Here is a 22,599-nt window from a genome sequence, read left to right as displayed (position 1 = left end):
GGATTACGCAATGCTTCCCAAAATTGAGCTGCTTGCCGACGTTGATGTACTGACCCTGTCACCGCTGGTTCGCGGCATGATCATGACCGTATCCTATGCCAACACCGAAGGGGGCATTGGACTGACAGTGACGGGCGCGATGAACCGCAAGTTCGTGCACTGGGCCGCTGTTCACTTCGAGTGGCCTGACTACACCTGTGAGGACCTGTACAGCGTCAACAAAGTTCTCAATGAAGCTGACATGCCGCCGCTTTGGGTGGTCCGAGACATGCTCAGCCATTTAAAACTTCTTCGGCGAAAAAAAGACACCCTGCTTCCCACCAAACGTGGCCGGGACTTTCTGGCAAGACCGCAGGCCTTCTTCAATCTGATCGCGACGGTTTATCTCTATGCTTATATCCACGATGGGCAGACGCAGCAGGATGTCCATGAGCGGATGCGTTGGTGGCACGTCTTTCTCAATCTTATCAATATCAAGGCAGGAAAGGGCTGTTCGCTGAGCGATCTGGTGAACGAGTTATACCCGAGCGAGTCATACCCGGCGGCGCCAGCAGAAGTGACTGTCGAAGCCTGGACGGAAAAGTCGGAGTTCCGCTACGACGTCATTCGTCCCCTGTGCTGGTTGGGATTGCTACACGAAGATCGCGAGGGACTGACTATTCTGCAGGACGGAACCTACCACAAGACACCGTTGTGGGCTGCCTGTTTAAGGCTGGAATCAGACGCGCAATCCGAATTTACCCTCCATTGAACGGTGTCGGGTAAGACTGCCCTTCATCCATTGCACTTTGCCGGGAAAGCGCCCGTTGACGTCGAGCGATCACGGCCGGATCGTTCCCGAAATCTTTCGTCCGTCCGGGCTTTTGACCTCGCGGCTTATAGCCATTCTTCTCGCTATTGGTCTTGACCTTTGGCGTCTGCAACTCCTGCCGCTCCTTGATATAGGCCAGAACGTCGCTGAGGCGCTTGTTCTCGATGATCGCCGCATGCGTCACCCGTTGGTCCTTGTCGAACGTCCTGTAGGGCAGGGAATGCCCCTTCCAGCGAATGTCGAGTCGGCCGTCGGCGTCGGCGTAGGTCTCGACATAGCGACCGACCAGCCCGCGCGTCACCTCATTCTCCTCGAGCATGATCCGCTTGCGCTCGAACGAAAACGTCAGCTGCGCGCCGACGTAGCGCTGCTCGCGCTTGCACAGGATCTCCCGGAGCCGATCCAGCGCAAGATTGACGGGTCGATGCAGGTCGCCGGACCGGGCAGGGGTAACCGCAAACCGGGCGTTATAGCGCTCCATGAAGCCGGGCAGGAAGGCGTTGCCTTCTGCCATGTCGCAGATGCCGGCTAGCCGCAATTCCTTGACCAGCCGATCCTGTAGCGTCCGGTTCATCCGCTCGACACGGCCCTTGGCCTGGCTCGAATTGGCACAAAGAATCTCGATGTTTAACTCCGACAGCGCCCGGCCGAACTGGGTCATGCCCTGACCACCTTTGGCATCCTTCTTCGCCACCCGAAACACCGAATGCTTGTCCGAATAAAAGGCAACCGGAGCGCCATGCGCCTTCAGATAAAGCTCCAGCGCCCCAAAATAGCTAAACGCACTTTCTGACCGCACGAAGCGCAACTGCATCAGCTTGCCGGTCGCATCGTCGATGAACACCAGCAGCGAACAGGGCGGCCCACGATCTTCAAACCAGCGATGCTCGGACCCGTCGATCTGCACCAGCTCGCCATAGGCTTCGCGCCGCAACCGAGGCTGATGAAACGTCCGGCGCTGCTGGCGTGACAACCATAATCCAGCCTCCGTCATCCAGCCTGGCGCGTGCTCAGCGCCAGCACACGGGCGGCCGAAATGATCGTCGTTCGGCCGTCGATGACCTTCGACAAAACCTCAATCCTCTGCAGATCACGCTCGCTCATCGCAATCAATCCCATCCGCAATCTCCCACGCCATTCAAAACGCGGGGAGAGTGACATTCTTACTTTGCAGGATCAGGACACTTCAACTTTGCGGCTACACACAAAAATCACATAAGCTTAATTATGGAACTCATATGATTGAGCCATCCGACCTTATTGGCCGAACGGCTCTTAAATGGACACTTCACAGATTATCCCTTTATGGGCGATACTTTATCAATATAGGGATAATCAATTATAAATCAGTATTTTAATTCAAGAAAAGTGTGATATTATCCCTTGCGCATTCTATTTTCTTTATAATAGGGATAAGATGAGTAAATTCAATGAATTATCCTCTGAACAAATCCGCCAGTACGTCGATAGCGAACAGGCTTACGAAGTCTATCGGACCAGTCTGAAGGAATATGAGCAGCGCTTTTCCGGGTCGATGTCGTGGAAGAAAAGCACGAATGACAAGGAATATCTCTACAAAAAGACCGGCAGCATCTGGAAGTCTTTGGGACCGAAGTCCGCTGAGACCGAAACGATCTACAATCAATTCCATACTGGCCGCGGCAATTCCAAGGCGCGTGTAACGCATCTGGCACAACGTCTGGATGAGTTGGCCCCGGTCAATCGAGCCATGGCATTGGGCCGTGTACCACTTTTGACGGCACGTATTATCCGGGCGCTAGACAGGCTTGGGCTGATGGGCACGGCGGTCGATGTCGTCGGCACCAATGCACTGTTTGTCTACGAGCGTCTGGCCGGTGTCCATATTACAAGTGGATTACTTTCGACGCAGGACGTTGATCTGCTGATGGACTCGCGCCACAGCCTGCGGTTGATAGCCAAGGATTTTTCCAACAAGGGATTGATCGGTCTTCTGCAGAAAATCGACCACTCCTTCGCGCCACTCGCCAAGAACAGCTACCGGGCAGCGAACCGCGACGGTTTTCTTGTTGATTTGATCAAGCCGACACCGAAAAACGTCATGTCATCAAAAGAAAAGACGCGGTTCAGTGCGGATGCCGATGATTTGCAAGCTATTGAAATCGAAGGGCTTTCATGGCTCGTCAACAGCCCGAAAACGCATGCTGTGGTGATCGATCAACGGGGCTATCCCCTTGGCCTTTCCAGCCCGGATCCGAGAGCTTTTGCGCTTCACAAATTGTGGCTGTCGCGGCGTGCCGATCGCGATGCGGCCAAGCGCGTACGTGACGAGCAGCAGGCACGGGTCGTAGCCGAGCTCATCCACACTCGATTGCCACACCTTTCATTTGAATCCAATGACTTACAGGCCCTTCCCCTTGCCTTGCGGCAGTTTGCCACGGAGCTCCTGCCCGTTACGACCGCTAGCAATGAAGAACTGAACCTCACACCAAACTGGTGACCTGATTAAAGGGGCGCCAGATATAAACCGGCGCCCCTCGCGGCTAGCTGTACGCCTGCATCGGCGGGCAGGAACAAACCAGATTGCGGTCGCCAGCAACATTGTCGATGCGCGAAACCGGAGGCCAATATTTCGGGTTTTCCTCGCTTTCGCCAGCGGGCAGACTTGCCTCGCTCCGGCTATAGGGATGCGACCAGTCGTCGGCCAGAACATCCCCCGCCGGATGCGGCGCATTGACCAGCGGATTGTCGTCCTTGGGCCACGCGCCGCTCGCCACCTTTGCCGCTTCGCATGCAATGGCAATCATCGCGTCGCAGAACCGGTCGATCTCCCGCTTCGATTCCGACTCTGTCGGCTCGACCATCAGCGTCCCGGCAATCGGCCAGGACATGGTCGGCGCATGGAAACCATAGTCGATGAGGCGCTTGGCGATATCCTCGACACTGATACCCGCGCTGTCCTTCAACACCCGCGTATCGAGAATGCATTCATGTGCCACACGGCCGTTACGGCCCTGGAACAACACCGGATAGGTATCCTTCAACCGCTCGGCGATGTAGTTGGCATTGAGGATTGCCATCTCAGTCGCGCGCTTCAACCCGGCGCCGCCCATCATGCGGATATACATCCACGTAATCGGCAGGATCGAGGCACTGCCGAACGGCGCAGCCGACACCGCATGCCCTGAACCGTTGGCGACATGCCCAGGCAGGAATGGTGCCAGATGTTTCTTCACGCCGATCGGCCCGACGCCCGGCCCACCGCCGCCATGCGGAATACAGAACGTCTTGTGCAGGTTCATGTGGCAGACATCAGCGCCGATATCGCCGGGACGAGCCAAGCCAACCAGCGCATTCAAGTTCGCGCCGTCGAAATAGACCTGTCCACCGTGGCCGTGGATAATTGCGCAGATATCCTTCACACCTTCCTCGAACACACCGTGCGTCGAGGGATAGGTGATCATCAGCGCGGCAAGATTGGCGCTGTGCAGTTCCGCCTTGGCTTTCAGATCGTCAAGATCGATGTCGCCCGCCTCTTCGCAAGCCACGACAACGACCCGCATGCCCGCCATGTGGGCGCTGGCGGGATTGGTGCCATGCGCCGATTCCGGAATGAGGCAGATATCGCGATGAGCATCGCCGCGATCGAGATGATAGCGGCGGATGGCGAGCAGGCCGGCATATTCGCCTTGGCTGCCGGCATTCGGCTGCAGGGAAACCGCGTCGAAGCCGGTAATCTCGGAGAGCCACGCTTCGAGATCGTCAGTCAGTGACCTATAGCCGAGCGCGTGATCGGCTGGCGCAAAGGGATGGACATTGGCAACGCTTTGCCAGCTGACGGGCAGCATTTCCGCTGCAGCGTTGAGCTTCATCGTGCAGGAGCCGAGCGGGATCATGGCCCGATCAAGCGCCAGATCCTTGTCGGCAAGCCGGCGCAGGAAGCGCATCATTTCGGTTTCGGAACGCTGCTGATGAAACACAGCCTGAGTCATGAACCCTTCAGCCGGTCTCGTGCCAGGCAGCTTTACGCCCGAATCATTCGGCAAGCTTGCACCGAACAGCGCTGCCAGTACGCCGAGGTCTTCGTCCGTTGTCGTCTCGTCAACGGTAATACCAAGCCGATCCTGATCAATGATGCGAAGCAAGCGCCCGCCCTTTTCGGCAGCGCCAGTGATGGAAGCTGCCTTGCCCGGTACACTGACCGTGATCGTATCGAAGAACTGGTTGCCGCCAAGTTTGAGACCTTCTGCCTGAAGACCTGCCGCGATGCGCGAGGCCTGTGCATGGACACGCGTTGCAATCGCCCGCAGGCCCTGCGGACCATGCCAGATAGCGAAGGACACGGCCATATTGGCAAGCAGTGCCTGTGCGGTGCAAATGTTGGACGTCGCCTTGTCGCGGCGGATATGCTGCTCGCGTGTCTGTAAAGCGAGGCGATACCCTGCCCTGCCCTTGCTATCCACCGATTGGCCAACCAGACGGCCCGGAATGAGGCGCGTCAGCGCATCGCTGACGGCCAGATAGGCCGCATGCGGCCCGCCATAACCGACCGGCACGCCGAAACGCTGCATGGAACCAGCGGCGATATCCGCCCCAAGCGAAGCGGGGGAAGCTGTGATCGTCAGTGCGAGGGGATCAGCGACCGCAATAACCAGCGCACCTGCGGCTTTGGCCGCCTTGATGATGGCGGAAGGATCGCCATAGACACCATAGGTATCCGGCCAAGGCACGATAATCGCGGCGACGTCAGCGTTGATCTCGCCGCCATTTACCGTCATGCCGAGCGGCTCGGCGCGGGTCCGCACGACGTCAAGGATTTGTGGATGTACGTCACCAGCAAGCACGACACTGGTACGTTTTTCACGATGATGACGGTATGCGATGCCGACGGCTTCCGCGACGGCGGTCGCTTCGTCGAGCAGCGAGGCGGATGCCACCGGCAAGCCCGTCAGTTCCGTAACCAACGTCTGGAAATGAAACAGCAGCTCAAGCCGTCCCTGACTGATTTCGGACTGGTACGGCGTATAAGCCGTATACCAGGCTGGATTCTCAAAGAGATTGCGCTGGATCACCGCAGGTACATGCGTGCCGTGATAGCCTTGGCCGATAAAGCTCTTATGGGTTTTGTTCTGACCCATCTTGAGGCTAAGTTCCGCCAATGCTTCCGCCTCATTGACGGCTTCGGGAATGTTCAGCGGCCGTTCCAAACGTATTGATTTCGGCACAGCCTGCGAAATCAGGGTTTCCAGCGAAGGAATGCCAAGCGCGGCGAGCATTGCGCGCGAGCCCTGAATGCTTGGGCCGATATGGCGGTCGGAAAAAGGAAAAATGCTTTTATTCATGATGGATCAGCCAATAATCGCTTTGTAACCAGCTTCGTCGAGCAAACCGGTCAACTGGTTGGTGTCGGACAGTTTCATCTTCCATAGCCAGCCATCGCCGGTCGCCGACGAATTGACCAGCGCGGGGTCACTTGCCGTCGCTTCGTTGACTTCAATCACTTCGCCGTCCAGCGGCGCATAGACATCCGAAGCTGCCTTGACCGACTCGACCACAACAGCGGCGTCGCCCTTCGACAGGGACTGACCTACATCCGGCAATTGAACGAAAACGAGATCGCCGAGCTGGTCCTGCGCATGATCGGTAATGCCGACGGTGGCAATGCCATCCTCGACACGGACCCATTCGTGATCTTCAGTAAAATATGTGGCTGCCATCTGTATTATCCTTTGTGGTAGCGATGTGGGGTGAAGGGAAGCGGGTGGACATGGAGCGCGATGCGATTGCCTCGCACATCCGCGAAAACCTGGGTACCAATGGGGGCGAAGTCCTTGGCGACGTAGCCCATAGCGACCGGATAACCGGCCGAAGGACCAAAGCCGCCGGATGTCACGACGCCAACCGCATTTCCATTGATGTCAACCAGAATGGTATCGGAGCGCACAGGCTGTCGGCTATCAGGCTTCAGGCCCACGCGTTTGCGCCTCGGGCCCTTGGCGATCTTGTCGAGAAGCGCCTTGGCGCCGATGAACCCGGCCTTTTCACGCACCGGCTTGGCGATCGCCCAGGTGAGACCAGCATCGACTGGATCGATCTCCGGCGTAATATCATGACCGTGCAGGCAAAGCCCGGCCTCCAGCCGCAGGCTGTCACGCGCCGCAAGGCCGACCCAAGCGACGCGCTCGTCGGCGAGAAGCGTCCCCACGAGTTCTCGCGCTTCATCTGCCGGCAGGCCGATCTCGAAACCGTCCTCACCCGTATAGCCCGAGCGGCTCATGAACCAGCCAGGCTTCGGCTCGAAGCCATGCATGAACGCAAGCTCTGTTCCGGGAATTCCGGCCACGCGCAGCACATCCGCCGCTTGCGGCCCCTGAATCGCCAGGAACACGCGATCCAGCGCATTGATCCTGCAGTCAAAGCCTTTCGCAACTTCGCGCAAATGCGCTTCGTCAGCGGCAGCATTGCCGGCATTGGCGACGACCATGAAATGGTCTCCGCCCAACCTCGTGACAATCAGATCATCGAGAATGCCAGCCTGCTCGTTGAGGAAGAATGTATATTTAGATTGCCCTATCGCCAGCGCATCTGCATCCAGCGGGCAAGCATGGGAAAGCAGCGCCACTGTTCCGGGTCCCGCGACATCGAACAGCTGCATATGCGAGATATCGAACAGCCCGGCCTTTTCGCGCGTGTGCAGATGTTCCTTCATCACCCCCAGTGGATAGGTGATCGGCATGGACCACCCTGCAAACCCGCCAAAGCGCGCACCGGCAGCTTTATGCAGATCGTCAAGTGGCAATGATTCCAGGTTTTCTTCTTGGGTGCCCATTTTTACTCCAGAGTCGTGCAAAGATCTCCGCCACAAGGACGGACCGTTTCTTTGCCCCTCTGTCGGAAGCCTGAGAGACTCGCACAGCGTAGGACTTGCATCCCGGCTGAACTTACACCTTCGGCGCGAGGTTTCCCTCGACTTTCCAGAGTTGTCTTATCCTTTTGCGGTTCTTGCTACCTGAGAGATTTCGGGCGATTTCCCCTTCGGTGGACCTGCACATCGCTGCACAGGACACTCTCCCGCAAATTGACAGGGCCCTTGATTCTGCAATCGCAGACCCTCGACAGGGTAGACCATATCGCACCGCACAAGCGCTGTCACCGCCCAATCCGTCGATTTGACGCTTTGTGGACAGAAATTGTCGAGGAGAGGATATAGGCCTTGGTTCGTACAACTTGGCCAAGCCTTGACCAACTTGGCGCAGGCCTCTATCTTATTACTCAACATAAAGGATATTGCCATGACAATCAGAGTCAAAGTTGGTGAAGCCAAAACGCACCTTTCAGAACTTCTGGCCAAAGTCGAAGCCGGGGAGGAAGTGGTGATTTCGCGTGGCGATAAGCCTGTCGCAAAGCTGACTCCCATTGAAGATCGATCAGATGTAGCGGATGTGATCCAAGAAATACTGGCCGCCAGAAAAACCTATAAAAGAACGACGCCTGAAGAGATCAGGGAATGGATAGAAGAGGGTCGCCGATACTAATGGCGGTCATTGTAGACGCGTCAATTGCAGCTGCTTGGGTATTGGTTGACGAGCAGAATGATGCAGCCGACGCCATCATGTTTGACTTGAAAACTAAACCAGCCTCGGTTCCGGCGCTGTTCTGGTTTGAAGTCCGCAACCTGATTGTTATGGCCGAGCGGCGTGGTCGAATCGGAACTGGCGGAGCAATGACTGCCATTGGGCGCCTGCGTCGTCTGAATTTGACCGTGCAAAATGCCGATAGCGATCATGCGGTTCTTTCGCTTGCGTTCAAACACAATCTTTCTGCCTACGATGCATCGTACCTCGCCTTGGCGATCAACGAGAATTTCCCCTTGGCCACGGCTGACAAACGCCTCGCAGCAGCGGCCGTTTCGGAAGCTGTCGAATTGTTAGGCCCGCTTCGCAACAAGCTTTAGCGCCGGCTTCCCCCGTGACAAAGCCATTACCCCTAGCGATTGACCCCTGCCCCGTACGGCATGCATGCCAAGGTACTCAGCCCTGAGAATGCCGGTAAAATCCATGTGTTTCGCGAGATCGCTTGAAATAAGCACCGGCGCATCCAGCGTGCGGCACAGGCTTTCCAGTCTCGCTGTGGTATTCACAGTATCGCCGAAATAGGTGATCTTGTGATGATCTACGCCAATCTCCGCAGTAATAATCGTGCCTCCATGCAGTGCGGCTCGCAAGCGTGGAACTTGGCCAAACTTTCGTATCCATTTTTCCGAATTGGCCTCGATCGCGTCCAGGATGTCGAAGACACAGTGAACGCAATTGGCATTCTTTATCCCGCGCGCCATAGGCCAGGTAATGATGGCGGCATCGCCCACATAATCATCGATCGTACCGTTGCGGCGTCGTACCGGTTGCGCAAATGTGGTGAACAAAGCGCTCAGGAGTTGCTGGGCACGCAGATCGCCAAATTCTTCGGCGAACGAGGTCGATCCTGCAAGATCGATGAACAGGAACACCCTCTCTTCTTCGATGGGCTTGCGATAGCGGCCGATCAGCAGACTTGAGAAGATGTCGCGCCCGAGAAGTTCGCGCACACGAGCAACGAAGCTCAAAATAGCGGACACGCCTAACGCTGAAAACAAAGCGCTGGGCGGCAGGACGGCAACTTCGCTCCAACTCTCGTATGTCAGATATCCCAGCGACCAAAGGAGCAGGCGGCAGGCGGCAGAACCGAGATACATGAGGACGTATGTCACGAGCAGCGTGGCGAGGATATAATATGGTGTCGAAAGCGCTGCGAGTCGCGAGTACATGCGTGGAAACAAGGCGCCACGCTCGAGCGCAATGATCGGCACGCAGGTGAATAGCGCAAAGACTGCTCCGAGAGGCGACGGCTGGCCGTAGAACACCCAACTGAAAAACACGCCGCTCGCGGAAACCGCGCACAGTACGAATATCCAGAAACCGAACGAATATCTGTTCATGCGACCCGACCAAATTGACTCGAAACAAATGTCTGCCGGCGTCTTTGAGCATCGAAGCCGCCGGCATTATGGCGAACAGACGGCATTCGTCCAATCTATAGATTGAGCACGGTCCCACTTTTTGCGCATCAACGTCTCCTGACAGCATTCAGCTGCGACACTTTGACATCAATCGCCATCATTGCTATCAGTGCCGCCCTCAGTCCGCGAAGAAGCGCGCCGATGATCTGCTTGACGGCTTTTGATCTTGCTGACGCTTCAGCCAAACAGGTGAAGGATTATTCCGGCGGCATGCGCCGCCGGCTCGATATCGCGGCCGCCCTCGTCGTAACGCCGGGTGTGCTGTTTCTCGACGAGCCAACAACCGGCCTTGATCCCAAGGCCCGCAAGAGCGTATGGCGCATGATCCGGTCTCTTGCCGAGGCGGGTGTCACTATTCTTCTGACGACGCAATATCTGGAGGAGGCCGACCAACTCGCCGCGCGTATCATCGTGATCGACCACGGCAAGAAAATCGCCGAGGGAACCAGCCGTGAATTGAAGGCGGCAACGGGATCAGGGTTTCTGCACCTGACACTGGTCGAGCCCGACCGGATCGACGAGGCAAAGCGTCTGCTGGAGGAGAAAATCGGCGGCAATGTCCAACACAGTTCGGAAGGTGCAACACTATCCACCATGGTCGACACGCCGCAAAGGGCCAATCGCGCACTGGCCGCGCTAATTGCAGCGGACATCGAGCTTGCCGATTTCTCGATGGGCGCGCCAAGTCTCGATGAAGTGTTCTTCGCCATCACCGGGCAGACCACAGAGAACCAGCCTACCGCGGGAGATGCCTGATGGATGACCAGAACGCCGTATCCACACTCATCTATGCGGAGCGTCCGCCCCAGCCTTCGGCCCTGTCCAACGCGCTGGTCTTTGGTTGGCGCGCCGTGTTGAAATTCAAGCACGTCCCTGAACAGCTCTTCGACCTGGTCATGACCCCGATCATGTTCACGCTGTTGTTCACCTTCGTTTTCGGCGGTGCCTTGTCGGGATCGACGGATACCTATCTGCAATTTTTCTTGCCGGGCATTCTGGTGCAGACAGTGGTTTTCAATTCGATGTATTCCGGCATGGGGCTGAGCACCGATCTCGGCAAGGGACTGTTCGACCGCTTCCGCTCCCTGCCCATCTGGTCGTTGTCGCCGTTTGCCGGGCTGATGGTCGGCGATATCCTGCGGCATCTGATTGCGTCAATGATCATCCTTTTCATCGGCATCCTGCTTGGCTACCGGCCGGAAGCAGGTATTGCCGGCGTCATCGCCTCCCTGATCCTGCTCGTGTTGATCGGCTTTGGCTTCGGCTGGATCTTCCTTGTGCTTGGATTGGTCATGCGCACGCCCAGCACCGTCATGACCATGGCATTTACCGGCATTATGCCATTGGTTTTCGCGTCGAATATCATGGTCGACCCCGCGACGATGCCAAGCTGGCTGCGTGCCTTCGTCGAGGTCAATCCGGTGTCGCTGATGACGACCGCCATGCGCGGTCTGATGGATGGCAATGCAACCGCAGCCAAGTTGGCAGCGGCGCTGATCGCGCCAGTGTTATTGACCGTCGTGCTCGCTCCATTGACGCTCTGGCTTTACCGCCGCCGTAAGTAGGCAGTGATTATTCACATGCTGGTTGAGAATTCAGACTGATGAGTCAGCTGGTGCGGTTTTCGAGAACCGGAGCGCAGTGGACTTTTCGTCCATGAGCACCGGAAGTCGAGAAAATCGCATCAGATGGCCATCAGTATGAATTCTCACTCGCCGTAGGGAACCCAGATGTTTTTGACCTGCACAGCCCTGCGCAAATAGTCCCTGCCCTGCCCCTGTTGATTGCTCAGCCAATCGCGCTGGCGGCCATTGTTGACCCAGGTTGCCTTGAGATTGCCGCACGATGCTTTCTCGACCATGGCGCTGCCCTCTTTCGAGCCCACATACCAGAGTGCATCGACCTCGTCGTGATCGGCCAGCGTCTTGGCCAATACATCACGCTCGCCGGTGACGATATTCACCACACCGCCAGGCACATCGGACGTGTCGAGTACCTGATAAAGGTTAGTGGCGAGCAATGGATGGCGCGTCGAAGGCACAGCCACGACGCGGTTGCCCATGGCGATCGCCGGTAGCACCAGCGAGACGAAGGAAAGGAGCGGCATTTCGTCGGGGCATAGGATGCCCATGACGCCCCAAGGCTCGTTCATGGCGAGCGTCACATGGCGTGATTTGGTCGAATGCACCGCGCCATCATATTTGTCGGCTTGGGCGGCATAGTAGAAGATGCGGCGCAGTGCGACCGCAAACTCTTCAGCGGCAGCCTTTGCTGAAACCCCGGTGCTTTCCACCAGTAGCGCTTCGAACTCAGCCTGACGGGCACTGAGGTTTTCGCCGAGATAATACAACACCTGCGCCCGGTTATGAGCGGTTGCGGCGCCCCAGGAACCAGCCTTGGCTGCCGCTTCCACGGCGTTGCGAATATCCTTGCGATTGCCGAGACCGGCCTGGCCCATGACCTGACCGCCCTTGCCGGTGACCGAATAGGAATAGCCGCCATCCGGACGCGCCTGCTTGCCGCCGACATAGTTCTTCGCCGTGCGATCAATCGTGCCGGTGGCTGCGATCTTGGCATCGCCATCGGGCGCAGCGGAAGGCTTGAAGGCAGGCTCCGCCTTGGCCAGGGGCAGGCGCTTCTCCCAATCGGCAGTCAGATACTCGTAGAGGCCTTCGCGCCCGCCTTCGCGGCCAAAGCCGCTTTCGCGGTATCCGCCGAAACCGGCGCCTGCATCGAGCAGGTTGGTCGAGTTGATCCAGACGACGCCAGCCTTCACCCGCGCCGCCATGTCGAGCGCCAGATTGACATTCTCCGACCAGATCGATGCCGCGAGACCGTACTTGGTGTTGTTGGCGAGCGCGATTGCCTCGTCCGGCGTGCGAAAGGTGGTCGCGGTGGCAACGGGGCCGAAGATTTCGACTTCGCAAACTGTCGACGCTGGCTCTACATCGGTGAAGAAGCCGGGGGCAAAGTAGCTGCCCTTGGCTGGTAGCTCGACCGGCGCCTGCCACAGCGTGCCGCCCTCAACCTTGCCTTGTTCGACCAGCGCGGAAACGCGCTTCAACTGCCCGGCTGACACAAGTGCACCGATATCCATGGTCTTGTCGAGTGGATCACCGACACGCAGCGTCTCCATGCGCTTCCTGAGTTTCTTGTAAAAGCGTGGCGCAATCCCTTCCTGCACGAGGATGCGCGAACCGGCGCAGCAGACCTCGCCCTGGTTGAACCAGATGGCATCGACGACACCTTCCACAGCGCCATCCATGTCGGCATCTTCGAACACGATGAAAGGCGACTTGCCGCCGAGTTCCAGTGACAGCTTTTTCTCCGAGCCCGCAATCTGTTCGCGGATGATACGGCCGACTTCGGTCGAGCCGGTAAAGGCAACTTTGTCGATGTCGTCATGGCCGCAGATCAGGGCGCCCGTCTCGCCGTCGCCATGGACGATATTGACCACACCCGCCGGAAGACCGATCTCGTGGCAAACTTCTGCAAAGGCGATTGCCGTCAGCGGCGTTAATTCCGCCGGCTTGAGCACGACCGTATTACCGGCCGCCAGCGCCGGGGCAATCTTCCACGCCAGCATCAGCAGCGGGAAATTCCAAGGTATCACCTGACCGCAAACACCCACCGGCGAGAAACCTTCGAACTCGGTCTCGACCATCTCGGCCCAGCCGGCGTTGTGATAGAAATGCCGGGCAACAAGCGGGATATCGATGTCGCGCGTCTCGCGGATAGGCTTGCCATTGTCCATCGTCTCGAGCACCGAGAAGAAGCGCTCGCGCTTCTGGATGTGGCGGGCGATAGCGTAGAGATATTTGGCGCGCTCATGTCCCGGCAGCTTCGACCATTTGCCGAAGGCGACGCGGGCGGCTGTCACAGCCGCATCGACATCTTCAGCCGTGCCGTGTGTAACCTTTGCCAGCACCGCATCATTGGCCGGATTGATCACGGCGAAGGTTTTGCGACCTTCAGTACCGGTAAACTTGCCGTTGATGAAATGGGCGAAACCCCTCGTATTGGCATCTAACCATGCCTGAACGTCGGTATTGCTCTCCGGTGCTGGCCCGTATTCCATGGTGCGGAGGATATCCTTGATCTGTCCCATATTGGTTCCCTCAGGCTAGCGCGTGGCGCGACGACGCGGCGTAGCGGCCCGTCACATAATGTTCGAGCTGCCGCTCGATATCGGCGAGCATCGAACTTGCCCCGAGACGGAACAGATCCGGCTGCAGCCACGGCAGGCCGAGCTCTTCTTTCATGAGGATCAGCCAATTCATCGCATCCTTGGCGGTCTTCATGCCGCCGGCCGGCTTGAAGCCGACCGTCTGGCCCGACAACTCGCCATAGTCGCGCAAGGCGCGCAGCATGATCAGGCTGACGGGAAGCGTCGCGTTCACCTCTTCCTTACCGGTCGATGTCTTGATGAAATCGGCACCAGCCTGCATCGCCACCATCGAGGCACGGTAGACATTGCGCAGCGTGTTGAGATCACCGGTCGCCAGAATGGCTTTCATATGCGCGTCGCCGGATGCCTCGCGCATCTGTGCGATCTCGTCGTAAAGCGCTGACCAGTTCTGCGTCAGCACATGCTCGCGGGTGATGACGATGTCGATTTCTGCAGCGCCCTCATCCACAGCGTATTGGATTTCGGCAAGGCGTTGCGGCAACGGCGTCAAGCCAGCCGGAAAACCGGTCGCCACCGAAGCCACAGGTATGCCCGATCCCTGCAATGCTTTCACCGCATGCGGGACCATTGTCGGATAAACGCAAACAGCGCCCGTGGTGATATTCTCATCGGCCAAGCCGAGAGCCTCGAGGATATCCTCCCGCACCGGACGCTTGGCCTTGGCGCAAAGCCGGTGAACACGGCCGGCCGTATCGTCGCCGGCAAGCGTCGTAAGATCGATGCAGGTAATCGCCTTGACCAGCCAGGCCGCCTGATATTCCTTCTTCACCGTCCGGCGTGTCGTCAGCGTCGCAGCACGGCGCTCCGTCGCCGAGCGGTTGGCGGCAATATCCTCGAACCAGTCAAGCGTGAGCTTGGTGCCTGCGTTGCGTGCATGGGAATGCTGCACCAGCAAGTCTGTTCCCTTCGAAACCAATATTTCCTGGCGGTTCATCCCCGACCCTTCCTGTGATCGATACGGCAATTCATCGTCGAAAGCGCGTCATGCATCATCTCGGTTGTCCAATGCGTAGAGCGCAGTTGCTTCATCGGTGATGATGACCGACGCATAGCCCGCCTTCAGCGCCGCAACTGCAACCCGGTGCTTGTCTTCACCCGCGACCACGCCGATGGCGAGCTGTTTGGTCTTCAAATGTTCGAGGCGCATGCCCACGGTGCGATCGTCGATAGCCTCATCGATGATCCTGCCATCCTCACCGACAAAACGCCCGAGTATGTCGCCAACGGCGCCCGCATCCTTCAGCCTATCCATATCGGCCTCATCGAGATAGCCATTGCTGAGCAGTACCGACTGATGGTTGATACCGCCCATGCTGAAGCACACGACCTCCGCTTGCATGGCAAGTTTCAGCACCCGCTCGATGATCGGATCTTCTTCCAGCACCTCGCGAGTGCTCTTCTTGCCGACGATCGCCGGCACCGGAAGCAAGGTCGCACTACCGTTACCCGCGCGGGCAAATTCTTCCGCAACGGCGCTTGAATGCGTCGACGTCGAGCGCAGATTGGTCGCGCCGTTGACCAGCACCACATGCACACCCGGGTTCCAGTTGTTCGGCAGGAATTGCGCAACGGCAGACATGGTGCGGCCCCAGGAGACACCGATGAGGTCGGATTTCGGCGTGAGTCCGGCAAGATAAGTCGCCGCGGCCTGCGCCACGCGTTGGGTCAGAAGTGCTGAATCCGTCATGCCGCCGGACGGAACGACAATAGCGTCCCTCAAGCCGTACTGCTGCTGCAACCGCACTTCCAGATCGGTCCTGCGCATGGCCCGCGGCGTGATTTCAATACGGACGACGCCGAGCTCCCTCGCCTCGGTCAGTAACCGTCCAACCTGCCAGCGGGTCAAGCCGAGTTCAGCCGCGATATCGCCCTGTGTCCATTCAAGGTCATAATAAAGCTTGGCGACGCGCACCATCAAATGTTCGCGCTGCTCGTCCGAAGGAAGCCTGTTCGATGATTGAAGACGAATTTCATTCATGCTCGACCTCCCTTCGCCTCAATTCAAATAACAACAAATGTGATTTTCTCGCTCTTTTGTGATTTCGTACTCCTGGACAACCTTTGAGTCAATGATGGTTTCACTGCGTTTAGGTATCGATCAACCGTTTGCACTTGCTTCCCGTCCTCCCCCACCATTATTCTCGGCACCTGTCCTTCCGAGCGAGAATCGCATGAATTCCCTGATCACACCCGAACGAATTGCCGAGATAGAGCGGTTGACCCGCCCGCATATCCGTCACACGCCAACCTTGCGGGTCGACATGACCGATTTCGGACTTGCACCGCGTCCGGTTGATCTCAAGCTGGAATATTTGCAGCATTCGGGTTCGTTCAAGGCGCGCGGTGCTTTCACCAATCTCCTGACCCGCTCCATTCCGCAGGCTGGCGTCGTGGCGGCATCCGGCGGCAATCATGGCGCCGCGGTCGCCTATGCCGCGATGCGTCTCGGCGTACCCGCGACCATCTTCGTACCGGGCGTCACCTCCCCGGCCAAGGCTGAACGCATCCGCGGCTATGGTGCAGATCTCGTCATCGGCGGCGATCGTTACGCCGACGCCTTGGCCGCGAGTGAGAAATTTGTCGGAGAAACCGGTGCTCTTGCCGTCCACGCCTATGACCAACCCGAGACGCTGCTCGGTCAGGGCACCCTCGGTGCCGAGATCGAAGCTGATCTTCCTGATATCACAACACTGCTGGTTGCGGTTGGCGGCGGCGGACTGATCGGCGGCATCGCTGCGTGGTTCAGAGGTCGAGTGAAAGTCATCGCCGTCGAACCGGAGGGCTCCCCGACACTTCATATGGCGCTTGAGGCCGGTCAGCCTGTCGATGCGCCGGCGGAAGGTATTGCCGCCGATTCGCTCGCACCGAAGCAGGTGGGCAAACTGATGTTTCCGATCGCCCAGGCTTACGTCGAGCGCTCGGTGCTGGTTTCCGATGATGATATCCGCGCCGCGCAGCGTGCGCTCTGGGACAAGGTGCGCATCGTCGCGGAACCGGGCGGTGCCGCCGCCGTCGCCGCGCTGCTTTCCGGCAAATATGTTCCGGCACCAGATGAGCGCGTGGCCGTCCTCGTCTGCGGTGCGAATGTAGATGCCCCCGAAAGATCGGACAGTTTCACGGGTTGATTTGGTCAGCGATGAACTCTCGGGGTGAACGATATCCGAGAGCTTTGTGCGGGTGAAGAGCATTGTAGTGCTCGAACCACAAAGGCAAGGATTTAATGACGGTTTTTGCGTCTGGCGCTGGATTAACGTCGGCGTAGTCGCGCTTGAAGGTTTTGACGAGGGCTTCGGCCATGCCGTTCGATTCCGGGCTTCTGACCGGAGTGGTTCGTGCTTCCATGCCAATGTCCTTGAGCAGGGATTTGGTGTCTTTGGCAATGAAACAGGAGCCATTGTCCGTCAGCCATTCAATGGAGTGCGGCAATGTATTGACCTGGCCGAAGCGGCTTTCGACAGCAAGGATGGCGAGGTCCTGCACGTCTTCGCTCTTGATCCCTTCTGTGGTTGCGACATGGCCGATCACTTCCCGATCGCAGCAATCGAGAGCGAAGGCGACACGGACTTTTTCGCCATTGTCGCATCCGATCTCGAAGCCGTCGGAACACCACCGCAGATTGGATTGGTCAACGCTGACACGGCCGTCATGCTTGCGGCTTTCGTGATTGCCGGTATGGCGCTGAAGCAAGAGGCCATGAACCTTCATCACCCGGTGAACCCGCTTGTGATTGGGCCATGAACGGTTTTCCGCCTTGGCATTTCGGCGCAAAACTGCATGAACACGGCGATAGCCGTATGTCGGCATGGCACTAATAATGGCTTTGATCTCTTCGACCAAATCAGCATCGGGTTGTGGCGGACGGCCGCGCCGCATGGCCGGTCTGCCGGATGAGCGTTCGGCAATATTAGAGCGGGAAACATTCAAGATATCGCAGATGGGGTTCATCGGGTGCCGTCCTTCGGCCACGACAAGGACCGCAATGTCTGTTTTTTTGAATCCGTGGCGACCTCAAGGGCATCCTTGAGGATTTCCGTTTCCATGGTTTTCTTGCCTAGAAGCCGCTGAAGTTCACGGACCTGGTTCTGAAGGGCGCGGTATTGCGAAGCTGGCACAACTTCTTCTTCCGATCCCGTTGCCATCAAGGCACCCTGAGCTGCCAGCTTGCGCCAGCCAAACAGCTGATTGGGCGCAACACCCCGGCGACGGGCAACGAGACTGACCGTAGCGCCAGGCTCGTAGGTTTCCTGAACCATTTCCAGCTTCTCGGCTGTCGTCCAACGACGGCGCCGTTCCGGTCCGTTCAAAATCTCAATATGGGGCATGCGACTGGTCATATTCCTAACAATACTCCTACCACTTAATTAAGTGTGAGGGACTGTCCGGATAATTCGGGGGCTATTTCAGCGAATACAACGGCAGTGAAGTTCGACTGAGCTTCTGCACCCTCTGTTTTAGAGACGTCTACAAACGCAAAAACCCCGCTGATTGCGGGGTTTTGTTTGTGTTTTTGTTGAACGGGAAGCTGGGCTTTGGCGCGGTCGGCTGTTAATTGTTGCTTGTGTATTGGTTGCGGGGACAGGCTTTGCCGGTTCGGGTCTTCCATCGGTCCACCGGACCGATTGACCGGCATTGCCGGGCGCCCCTCACCCTTCAGGTTATGAGCCTGACGGTGGTGGATGTTAGAACGTCGTATTATCTTTGAAGAGTGTTTGGTTGCGGGGACAGGATTTGAACCTGTGACCTTCAGGTTATGAGCCTGACGAGCTACCGGGCTGCTCCACCCCGCGTCACCAAATACGGCGATTGCCGTTGATACAGCCCGGATTTCTCCGTTTGTCCGGCCTTTCAAAGCCTTGACGGAGGCTTTGCCGGCTTCGGACGGGGTGCTGCTCCACCCCGCGCCACCACATCGGCAAATGCTTGCCGGCGTTTTGTGCTTTTGCATCTTGTAAGTATGCTCTTACGCTTCGGGATTTGCAAAGCAAAAGGCGTTTTGTTGCAAAAGCAAAAGGCCGCCCTGATTGCGTTAAAAAGGAGCGGCCTGATGATGGTTGTTCCGAGTTCTTGAGAAGATATTTTGTATCGCATGCGGCTTACATGAAAGTCCGATGGCTTTTTGCGCGCATGCTTTGAACGTTGCGTTTGGCAGACCTGGCAGCGACCTACTCTCCCGCGTCTTGAGACGAAGTACCATTGGCGCTGGGGCGTTTCACGGCCGAGTTCGGAATGGGATCGGGTGCAGCCACCCCGCTGTAACCACCAGGTCAGCAAAGCGCAACGTTCATGAGAAGCTGGGAGTTTTTTTGTCTCACGCGCCGTATCGCCCCTGCCGGGGCGGGCGCTGCGACGGCGCGGCCAACAATGGCCGACGCGCTATCGCGCTGTATGGGCGATAAGACGTCACGCTCTGTTATTGGCACCTTATCCTGAAGTTTTCAGAAGGGAGTGCCCGTACAGACCGCTAGGTCGTCGCCGGTCGTCCGGCGCCCTCGCGGAGCATAGGGTCGTAAGACCCGCTCATGCGTGAGCGCTTTTAAAATCAAATTCCATCGCTTTGCGATGGATATTTGTAATGAGAATGATCAAGCCAATCGAGCTATTAGTACCGGTAAGCTTCATGCGTTGCCGCACTTCCACACCCGGCCTATCAACGTGGTGGTCTTCCACGGCTCTGATAGGGAATACTCGTTTTCAGGTGGGTTTCCCGCTTAGATGCCTTCAGCGGTTATCCCGTCCGTATATAGCTACCCTGCTATGCGGCTGGCGCCACAACAGGTCCACCAGAGATACGTCCATCCCGGTCCTCTCGTACTAGGGACAGATCCTGTCAATATTCCTACACCCACGGCAGATAGGGACCGAACTGTCTCACGACGTTCTGAACCCAACTCACGTACCGCTTTAAATGGCGAACAGCCATACCCTTGGGACCTGCTCCAGCCCCAGGATGCGATGAGTCGACATCGAGGTGCCAAACAACCCCGTCGATATGGACTCTTGGGGGTCATCAGCCTGTTATCCCCGGCGTACCTTTTATCCGTTGAGCGATGGCCCTTCCACGCGGGACCACCGGATCACTATGACCGACTTTCGTCTCTGCTCGACTTGTCAGTCTCGCAGTCAGGCGGGCTTATGCCATTGCACTCGACGACCGATTTCCGACCGGTCTGAGCCCACCATCGCGCGCCTCCGTTACTCTTTAGGAGGCGACCGCCCCAGTCAAACTACCCACCATACACTGTCCTGGATCCGGATAACGGACCGCAGTTAGACATCCATATAGGTAAGGGTGGTATTTCAAGGATGACTCCACCATGGCTGGCGCCACGGCTTCAAAGTCTACCACCTATCCTACACATGCCGACACGAATGCCAGTGTAAAGCTATAGTAAAGGTGCACGGGGTCTTTCCGTCTAACCGCAGGAACCCCGCATCTTCACGGGGAATTCAATTTCACTGAGTCTGCGTTGGAGACAGCGGGGAAGTCGTTACGCCATTCGTGCAGGTCGGAACTTACCCGACAAGGAATTTCGCTACCTTAGGACCGTTATAGTTACGGCCGCCGTTTACTGGGGCTTCGATTCAAAGCTTGCACCTCTCCTCTTAACCTTCCAGCACCGGGCAGGCGTCAGACCCTATACGTCGTCTTGCGACTTCGCAGAGCCCTGTGTTTTTGGTAAACAGTCGCTACCCCCTGGTCTGTGCCACCCTCCTCGACTTGCGTCAAAAAGGGTCACGCTTCTTCCGAAGTTACGCGTGCAATTTGCCGAGTTCCTTCAACGCAGTTCTCTCAAGCGCCTTGGTATGCTCTACCAGTCCACCAGTGTCGGTTTAGGGTACGGTCTATACGCGGGAGCTATTTCCTGGGACCGCTTCGAAGCCCCTCCAATCCAATAAGGAGGAACAACACACGCGATCCGTCACTACCCGCAGGCCCACGAATATTAACGTGGTTCCCATCGACTACGCCTTTCGGCCTCGCCTTAGGGGCCGGCTAACCCTGCTCAGATTAACTTTAAGCAGGAACCCTTGGACTTTCGGCGAGGGAGTCTCTCACTCCCTTTATCGTTACTCATGTCAGCATTCTCACTTCTGATACCTCCAAAGGCCCTCACGGGTCCCTCTTCAACGGCTTACAGAACGCTCCGCTACCACTTGCCTATTGCTAAGCAAATCCACAGCTTCGGTGTATGGCTTGAGCCCCGGTACATTTTCGGCGCAAAGACCCTTATTTAGACCAGTGAGCTGTTACGCTTTCTTTAAATGATGGCTGCTTCTAAGCCAACATCCTGGTTGTTTTGGGATCCTCACATCCTTTCCCACTTAGCCATAACTTAGGGACCTTAGATGGTGGTCAGGGTTGTTGCCCTCTTCACGACGGACGTTAGCACCCGCCGTGTGTCTGCCGATCAGTACTCTTCGGTATTCGGAGTTTGGTTAGGTTTGGTAAATCGGTGAGATCCCCTAGCCCATCCAGTGCTCTACCCCCGAAGGTATAAAATCGACGCTCTACCTAAATAGATTTCGCGGAGAACCAGCTATCTCCAAGTTTGATTGGCCTTTCACCCCTAGCCACAAGTCATCCCAATCTATTGCAACAGATGCGGGTTCGGTCCTCCAGTAAGTGTTACCTTACCTTCAACCTGCTCATGGCTAGATCACTTGGTTTCGGGTCTAATCCAACGAACTGAACGCCCTGTTCAGACTCGCTTTCGCTGCGCCTACACCTACCGGTTTAAGCTTGCTCGTCAGACTAAGTCGCTGACCCATTATACAAAAGGTACGCTGTCACCCAGAACAAATCTTGGGCTCCAACTGTTTGTAGGCATTCGGTTTCAGGATCTCTTTCACTCCCCTTGTCGGGGTGCTTTTCACCTTTCCCTCACGGTACTGGTTCGCTATCGGTCATGCACGAGTACTTAGGCTTGGAGAGTGGTCTCCCCATGTTCAGACAGGATTTCACGTGTCCCGCCCTACTCAAGGACTTGAGTTCGCATTACGTGTACGGGGCTGTCACCCACTTTAGCCACCCTTTCCAGAGTGTTCCACTTGTCTCACTCAAGCCACTGGCCTGGTCCGCGTTCGCTCGCCGCTACTGACGGAGTCTCGTTTGATGTCCTTTCCTCCGGGTACTTAGATGTTTCAGTTCCCCGGGTTCGCTTCTAACCCCTATGTATTCGAAGGTCAGATACCTTATGTTGATATCTAGAAATTAGTTGGGTTCTCGCCGTTTTTTATAAGCGCTCACGCACGTACGCCCGTTCCGGGCTGTGCTCCGCGAGGGCGGCCAAAAGTGGCCGACGCGCAGTCGCGCTTGCGAAGCTTCGCTTCGATCCTCATCCTCAAATGTTTGAGAAAGAAGAAAGAGGCTGCACTTCACACAGCTTCAACCAAACTAATTTTCTAGATATCTAAGGTGGGTTTCCCCATTCGGAAATCGTCGGATCAAAGGGTATTCGCACCTCCCCGACGCTTATCGCAGCGTATCACGTCCTTCATCGCCTGTGCATGCCAAGGCATCCACCAAATGCCCTTAAGACACTTGATCATTCTCATTGCCAATAT

General features: G+C 57.0%; 16 protein-coding genes, 1 tRNA gene, 2 rRNA genes, 1 pseudogene and 1 riboswitch. Of the genes and pseudogenes, 7 read left to right on the top strand and 13 right to left on the bottom strand.

Features of this window, described 5'->3' with window-relative positions; all coding sequences use genetic code 11:
• The first annotated feature begins 10 nt into the window (after window positions 1-10).
• Entirely contained in the window at window positions 11-751 is a 741-nt protein-coding gene (locus ACSQ3H_RS25170) for a hypothetical protein (RefSeq protein ID WP_436119841.1), read from the top strand.
• Here ACSQ3H_RS25170 and ACSQ3H_RS25165 read toward each other — a convergent pair.
• Window positions 738-1,930: pseudogene (locus ACSQ3H_RS25165) on the bottom strand (ISNCY family transposase). The gene ACSQ3H_RS25170 and the pseudogene ACSQ3H_RS25165 sit on opposite strands and share 14 nt — an antisense overlap.
• A gap of 298 nt (window positions 1,931-2,228) precedes the next feature.
• Here ACSQ3H_RS25165 and ACSQ3H_RS25160 point away from each other — a divergent pair.
• On the top strand, window positions 2,229-3,290 hold the full coding sequence (locus ACSQ3H_RS25160; protein WP_436119840.1) for a GSU2403 family nucleotidyltransferase fold protein: 1,062 nt from the start codon (window positions 2,229-2,231) through the stop codon (window positions 3,288-3,290).
• Between the two features lie 43 nt (window positions 3,291-3,333).
• Here ACSQ3H_RS25160 and gcvP read toward each other — a convergent pair whose 3' ends face one another.
• The 3 genes from gcvP to gcvT are packed head-to-tail and all read right to left on the bottom strand — an operon-like array spanning window position 3,334 to window position 7,619.
• Window positions 3,334-6,132, bottom strand: a complete 2,799-nt coding sequence (gcvP, locus tag ACSQ3H_RS25155) for an aminomethyl-transferring glycine dehydrogenase (protein WP_436119839.1) — start codon at window positions 6,130-6,132, stop codon at window positions 3,334-3,336.
• A gap of 6 nt (window positions 6,133-6,138) precedes the next feature.
• The gene (gcvH, locus tag ACSQ3H_RS25150) at window positions 6,139-6,507 is read right to left on the bottom strand and encodes a glycine cleavage system protein GcvH (RefSeq protein WP_436119838.1); all 369 of its coding nucleotides are present in this window, start codon (window positions 6,505-6,507) and stop codon (window positions 6,139-6,141) included.
• A gap of 5 nt (window positions 6,508-6,512) precedes the next feature.
• Window positions 6,513-7,619 carry a glycine cleavage system aminomethyltransferase GcvT gene (gene gcvT / locus ACSQ3H_RS25145; RefSeq protein ID WP_436119837.1) on the bottom strand — a complete coding sequence of 369 codons (1,107 nt, stop codon included), beginning with the start codon at window positions 7,617-7,619 and terminating at the stop codon, window positions 6,513-6,515.
• Window positions 7,620-7,776: 157 nt separating this feature from the next.
• Window positions 7,777-7,874, bottom strand: a riboswitch (glycine riboswitch).
• Between the two features lie 208 nt (window positions 7,875-8,082).
• Between gcvT and ACSQ3H_RS25140 the strand changes: the two genes are divergently transcribed.
• Window positions 8,083-8,325, top strand: a complete 243-nt coding sequence (locus ACSQ3H_RS25140) for a type II toxin-antitoxin system Phd/YefM family antitoxin (RefSeq protein ID WP_436119836.1) — start codon at window positions 8,083-8,085, stop codon at window positions 8,323-8,325.
• On the top strand, window positions 8,325-8,744 hold the full coding sequence (locus ACSQ3H_RS25135; protein WP_436119835.1) for a type II toxin-antitoxin system VapC family toxin: 420 nt from the start codon (window positions 8,325-8,327) through the stop codon (window positions 8,742-8,744). The genes ACSQ3H_RS25140 and ACSQ3H_RS25135 overlap by 1 nt, the downstream gene beginning before the upstream one ends.
• Here ACSQ3H_RS25135 and ACSQ3H_RS25130 read toward each other — a convergent pair.
• Window positions 8,718-9,764, bottom strand: a complete 1,047-nt coding sequence (locus tag ACSQ3H_RS25130; RefSeq protein WP_436119834.1) for an adenylate/guanylate cyclase domain-containing protein — start codon at window positions 9,762-9,764, stop codon at window positions 8,718-8,720. The genes ACSQ3H_RS25135 and ACSQ3H_RS25130 overlap by 27 nt on opposite strands.
• Window positions 9,765-9,986: 222 nt before the next feature.
• Here ACSQ3H_RS25130 and ACSQ3H_RS25125 point away from each other — a divergent pair, with 222 nt between their 5' ends.
• Window positions 9,987-10,601: an AAA family ATPase gene (locus ACSQ3H_RS25125; protein WP_436119833.1), complete on the top strand. Its 615-nt coding sequence runs from the start codon at window positions 9,987-9,989 to the stop codon at window positions 10,599-10,601.
• Complete coding sequence (locus tag ACSQ3H_RS25120; RefSeq protein ID WP_436119832.1) at window positions 10,601-11,410, top strand: ABC transporter permease; 810 nt, start codon at window positions 10,601-10,603, stop codon at window positions 11,408-11,410. The genes ACSQ3H_RS25125 and ACSQ3H_RS25120 overlap by 1 nt, the downstream gene beginning before the upstream one ends.
• Before the next feature lie 143 nt (window positions 11,411-11,553).
• On the opposite strand, the gene ACSQ3H_RS25115 is transcribed toward ACSQ3H_RS25120, so the two are convergent.
• Genes ACSQ3H_RS25115 through ACSQ3H_RS25105 form a run of 3 tightly spaced genes read right to left on the bottom strand, consistent with a single transcriptional unit; the run spans window position 11,554 to window position 16,012 of the window.
• Window positions 11,554-13,953, bottom strand: a complete 2,400-nt coding sequence (locus ACSQ3H_RS25115; protein ID WP_436119831.1) for an aldehyde dehydrogenase family protein — start codon at window positions 13,951-13,953, stop codon at window positions 11,554-11,556.
• 10 nt (window positions 13,954-13,963) lie between these two features.
• The gene (gene deoC, locus ACSQ3H_RS25110; protein ID WP_436119830.1) at window positions 13,964-14,968 is read right to left on the bottom strand and encodes a deoxyribose-phosphate aldolase; all 1,005 of its coding nucleotides are present in this window, start codon (window positions 14,966-14,968) and stop codon (window positions 13,964-13,966) included.
• A gap of 48 nt (window positions 14,969-15,016) precedes the next feature.
• Window positions 15,017-16,012 carry a sugar-binding transcriptional regulator gene (locus tag ACSQ3H_RS25105; RefSeq protein ID WP_436119829.1) on the bottom strand — a complete coding sequence of 332 codons (996 nt, stop codon included), beginning with the start codon at window positions 16,010-16,012 and terminating at the stop codon, window positions 15,017-15,019.
• Window positions 16,013-16,205: 193 nt separating this feature from the next.
• On the opposite strand from ACSQ3H_RS25105, the gene ACSQ3H_RS25100 reads away from it, so the two are divergent.
• A complete protein-coding gene (locus ACSQ3H_RS25100) occupies window positions 16,206-17,159 on the top strand; it encodes a threonine/serine dehydratase (RefSeq protein WP_436119828.1) in 954 nt (317 codons plus the stop codon).
• Here the strand turns inward: ACSQ3H_RS25100 and ACSQ3H_RS25095 are convergent.
• The 5 genes from ACSQ3H_RS25095 to ACSQ3H_RS25075 form a co-directional block, all read right to left on the bottom strand.
• Window positions 17,149-18,368 (bottom strand): IS3 family transposase gene (locus ACSQ3H_RS25095; protein ID WP_436115654.1). Its coding sequence is split into 2 segments (ribosomal slippage): window positions 17,149-18,029 and window positions 18,029-18,368, totalling 1,221 coding nucleotides; the frame shifts between segments, so codons are not numbered across the junction. The genes ACSQ3H_RS25100 and ACSQ3H_RS25095 overlap by 11 nt on opposite strands.
• 23 nt (window positions 18,369-18,391) lie before the next feature.
• Window positions 18,392-18,637: a hypothetical protein gene (locus ACSQ3H_RS25090; RefSeq protein WP_436119827.1), complete on the bottom strand. Its 246-nt coding sequence runs from the start codon at window positions 18,635-18,637 to the stop codon at window positions 18,392-18,394.
• Between the two features lie 107 nt (window positions 18,638-18,744).
• Window positions 18,745-18,821: transfer RNA gene (locus ACSQ3H_RS25085), tRNA-Met, on the bottom strand.
• Between the two features lie 362 nt (window positions 18,822-19,183).
• Window positions 19,184-19,298 (bottom strand): 5S ribosomal RNA (gene rrf, locus ACSQ3H_RS25080).
• Window positions 19,299-19,612: 314 nt separating this feature from the next.
• Window positions 19,613-22,582 (bottom strand): 23S ribosomal RNA (locus ACSQ3H_RS25075).
• Between the last annotated feature and the right edge of the window lie 17 nt (window positions 22,583-22,599).

The sequence above is a fragment of the Phyllobacterium sp. LjRoot231 genome, assembly GCF_964253365.1.
Taxonomy (GTDB): Bacteria; Pseudomonadota; Alphaproteobacteria; order Rhizobiales; family Rhizobiaceae; genus Phyllobacterium.
This window is presented reverse-complemented; position numbering and strand designations above follow the sequence as displayed.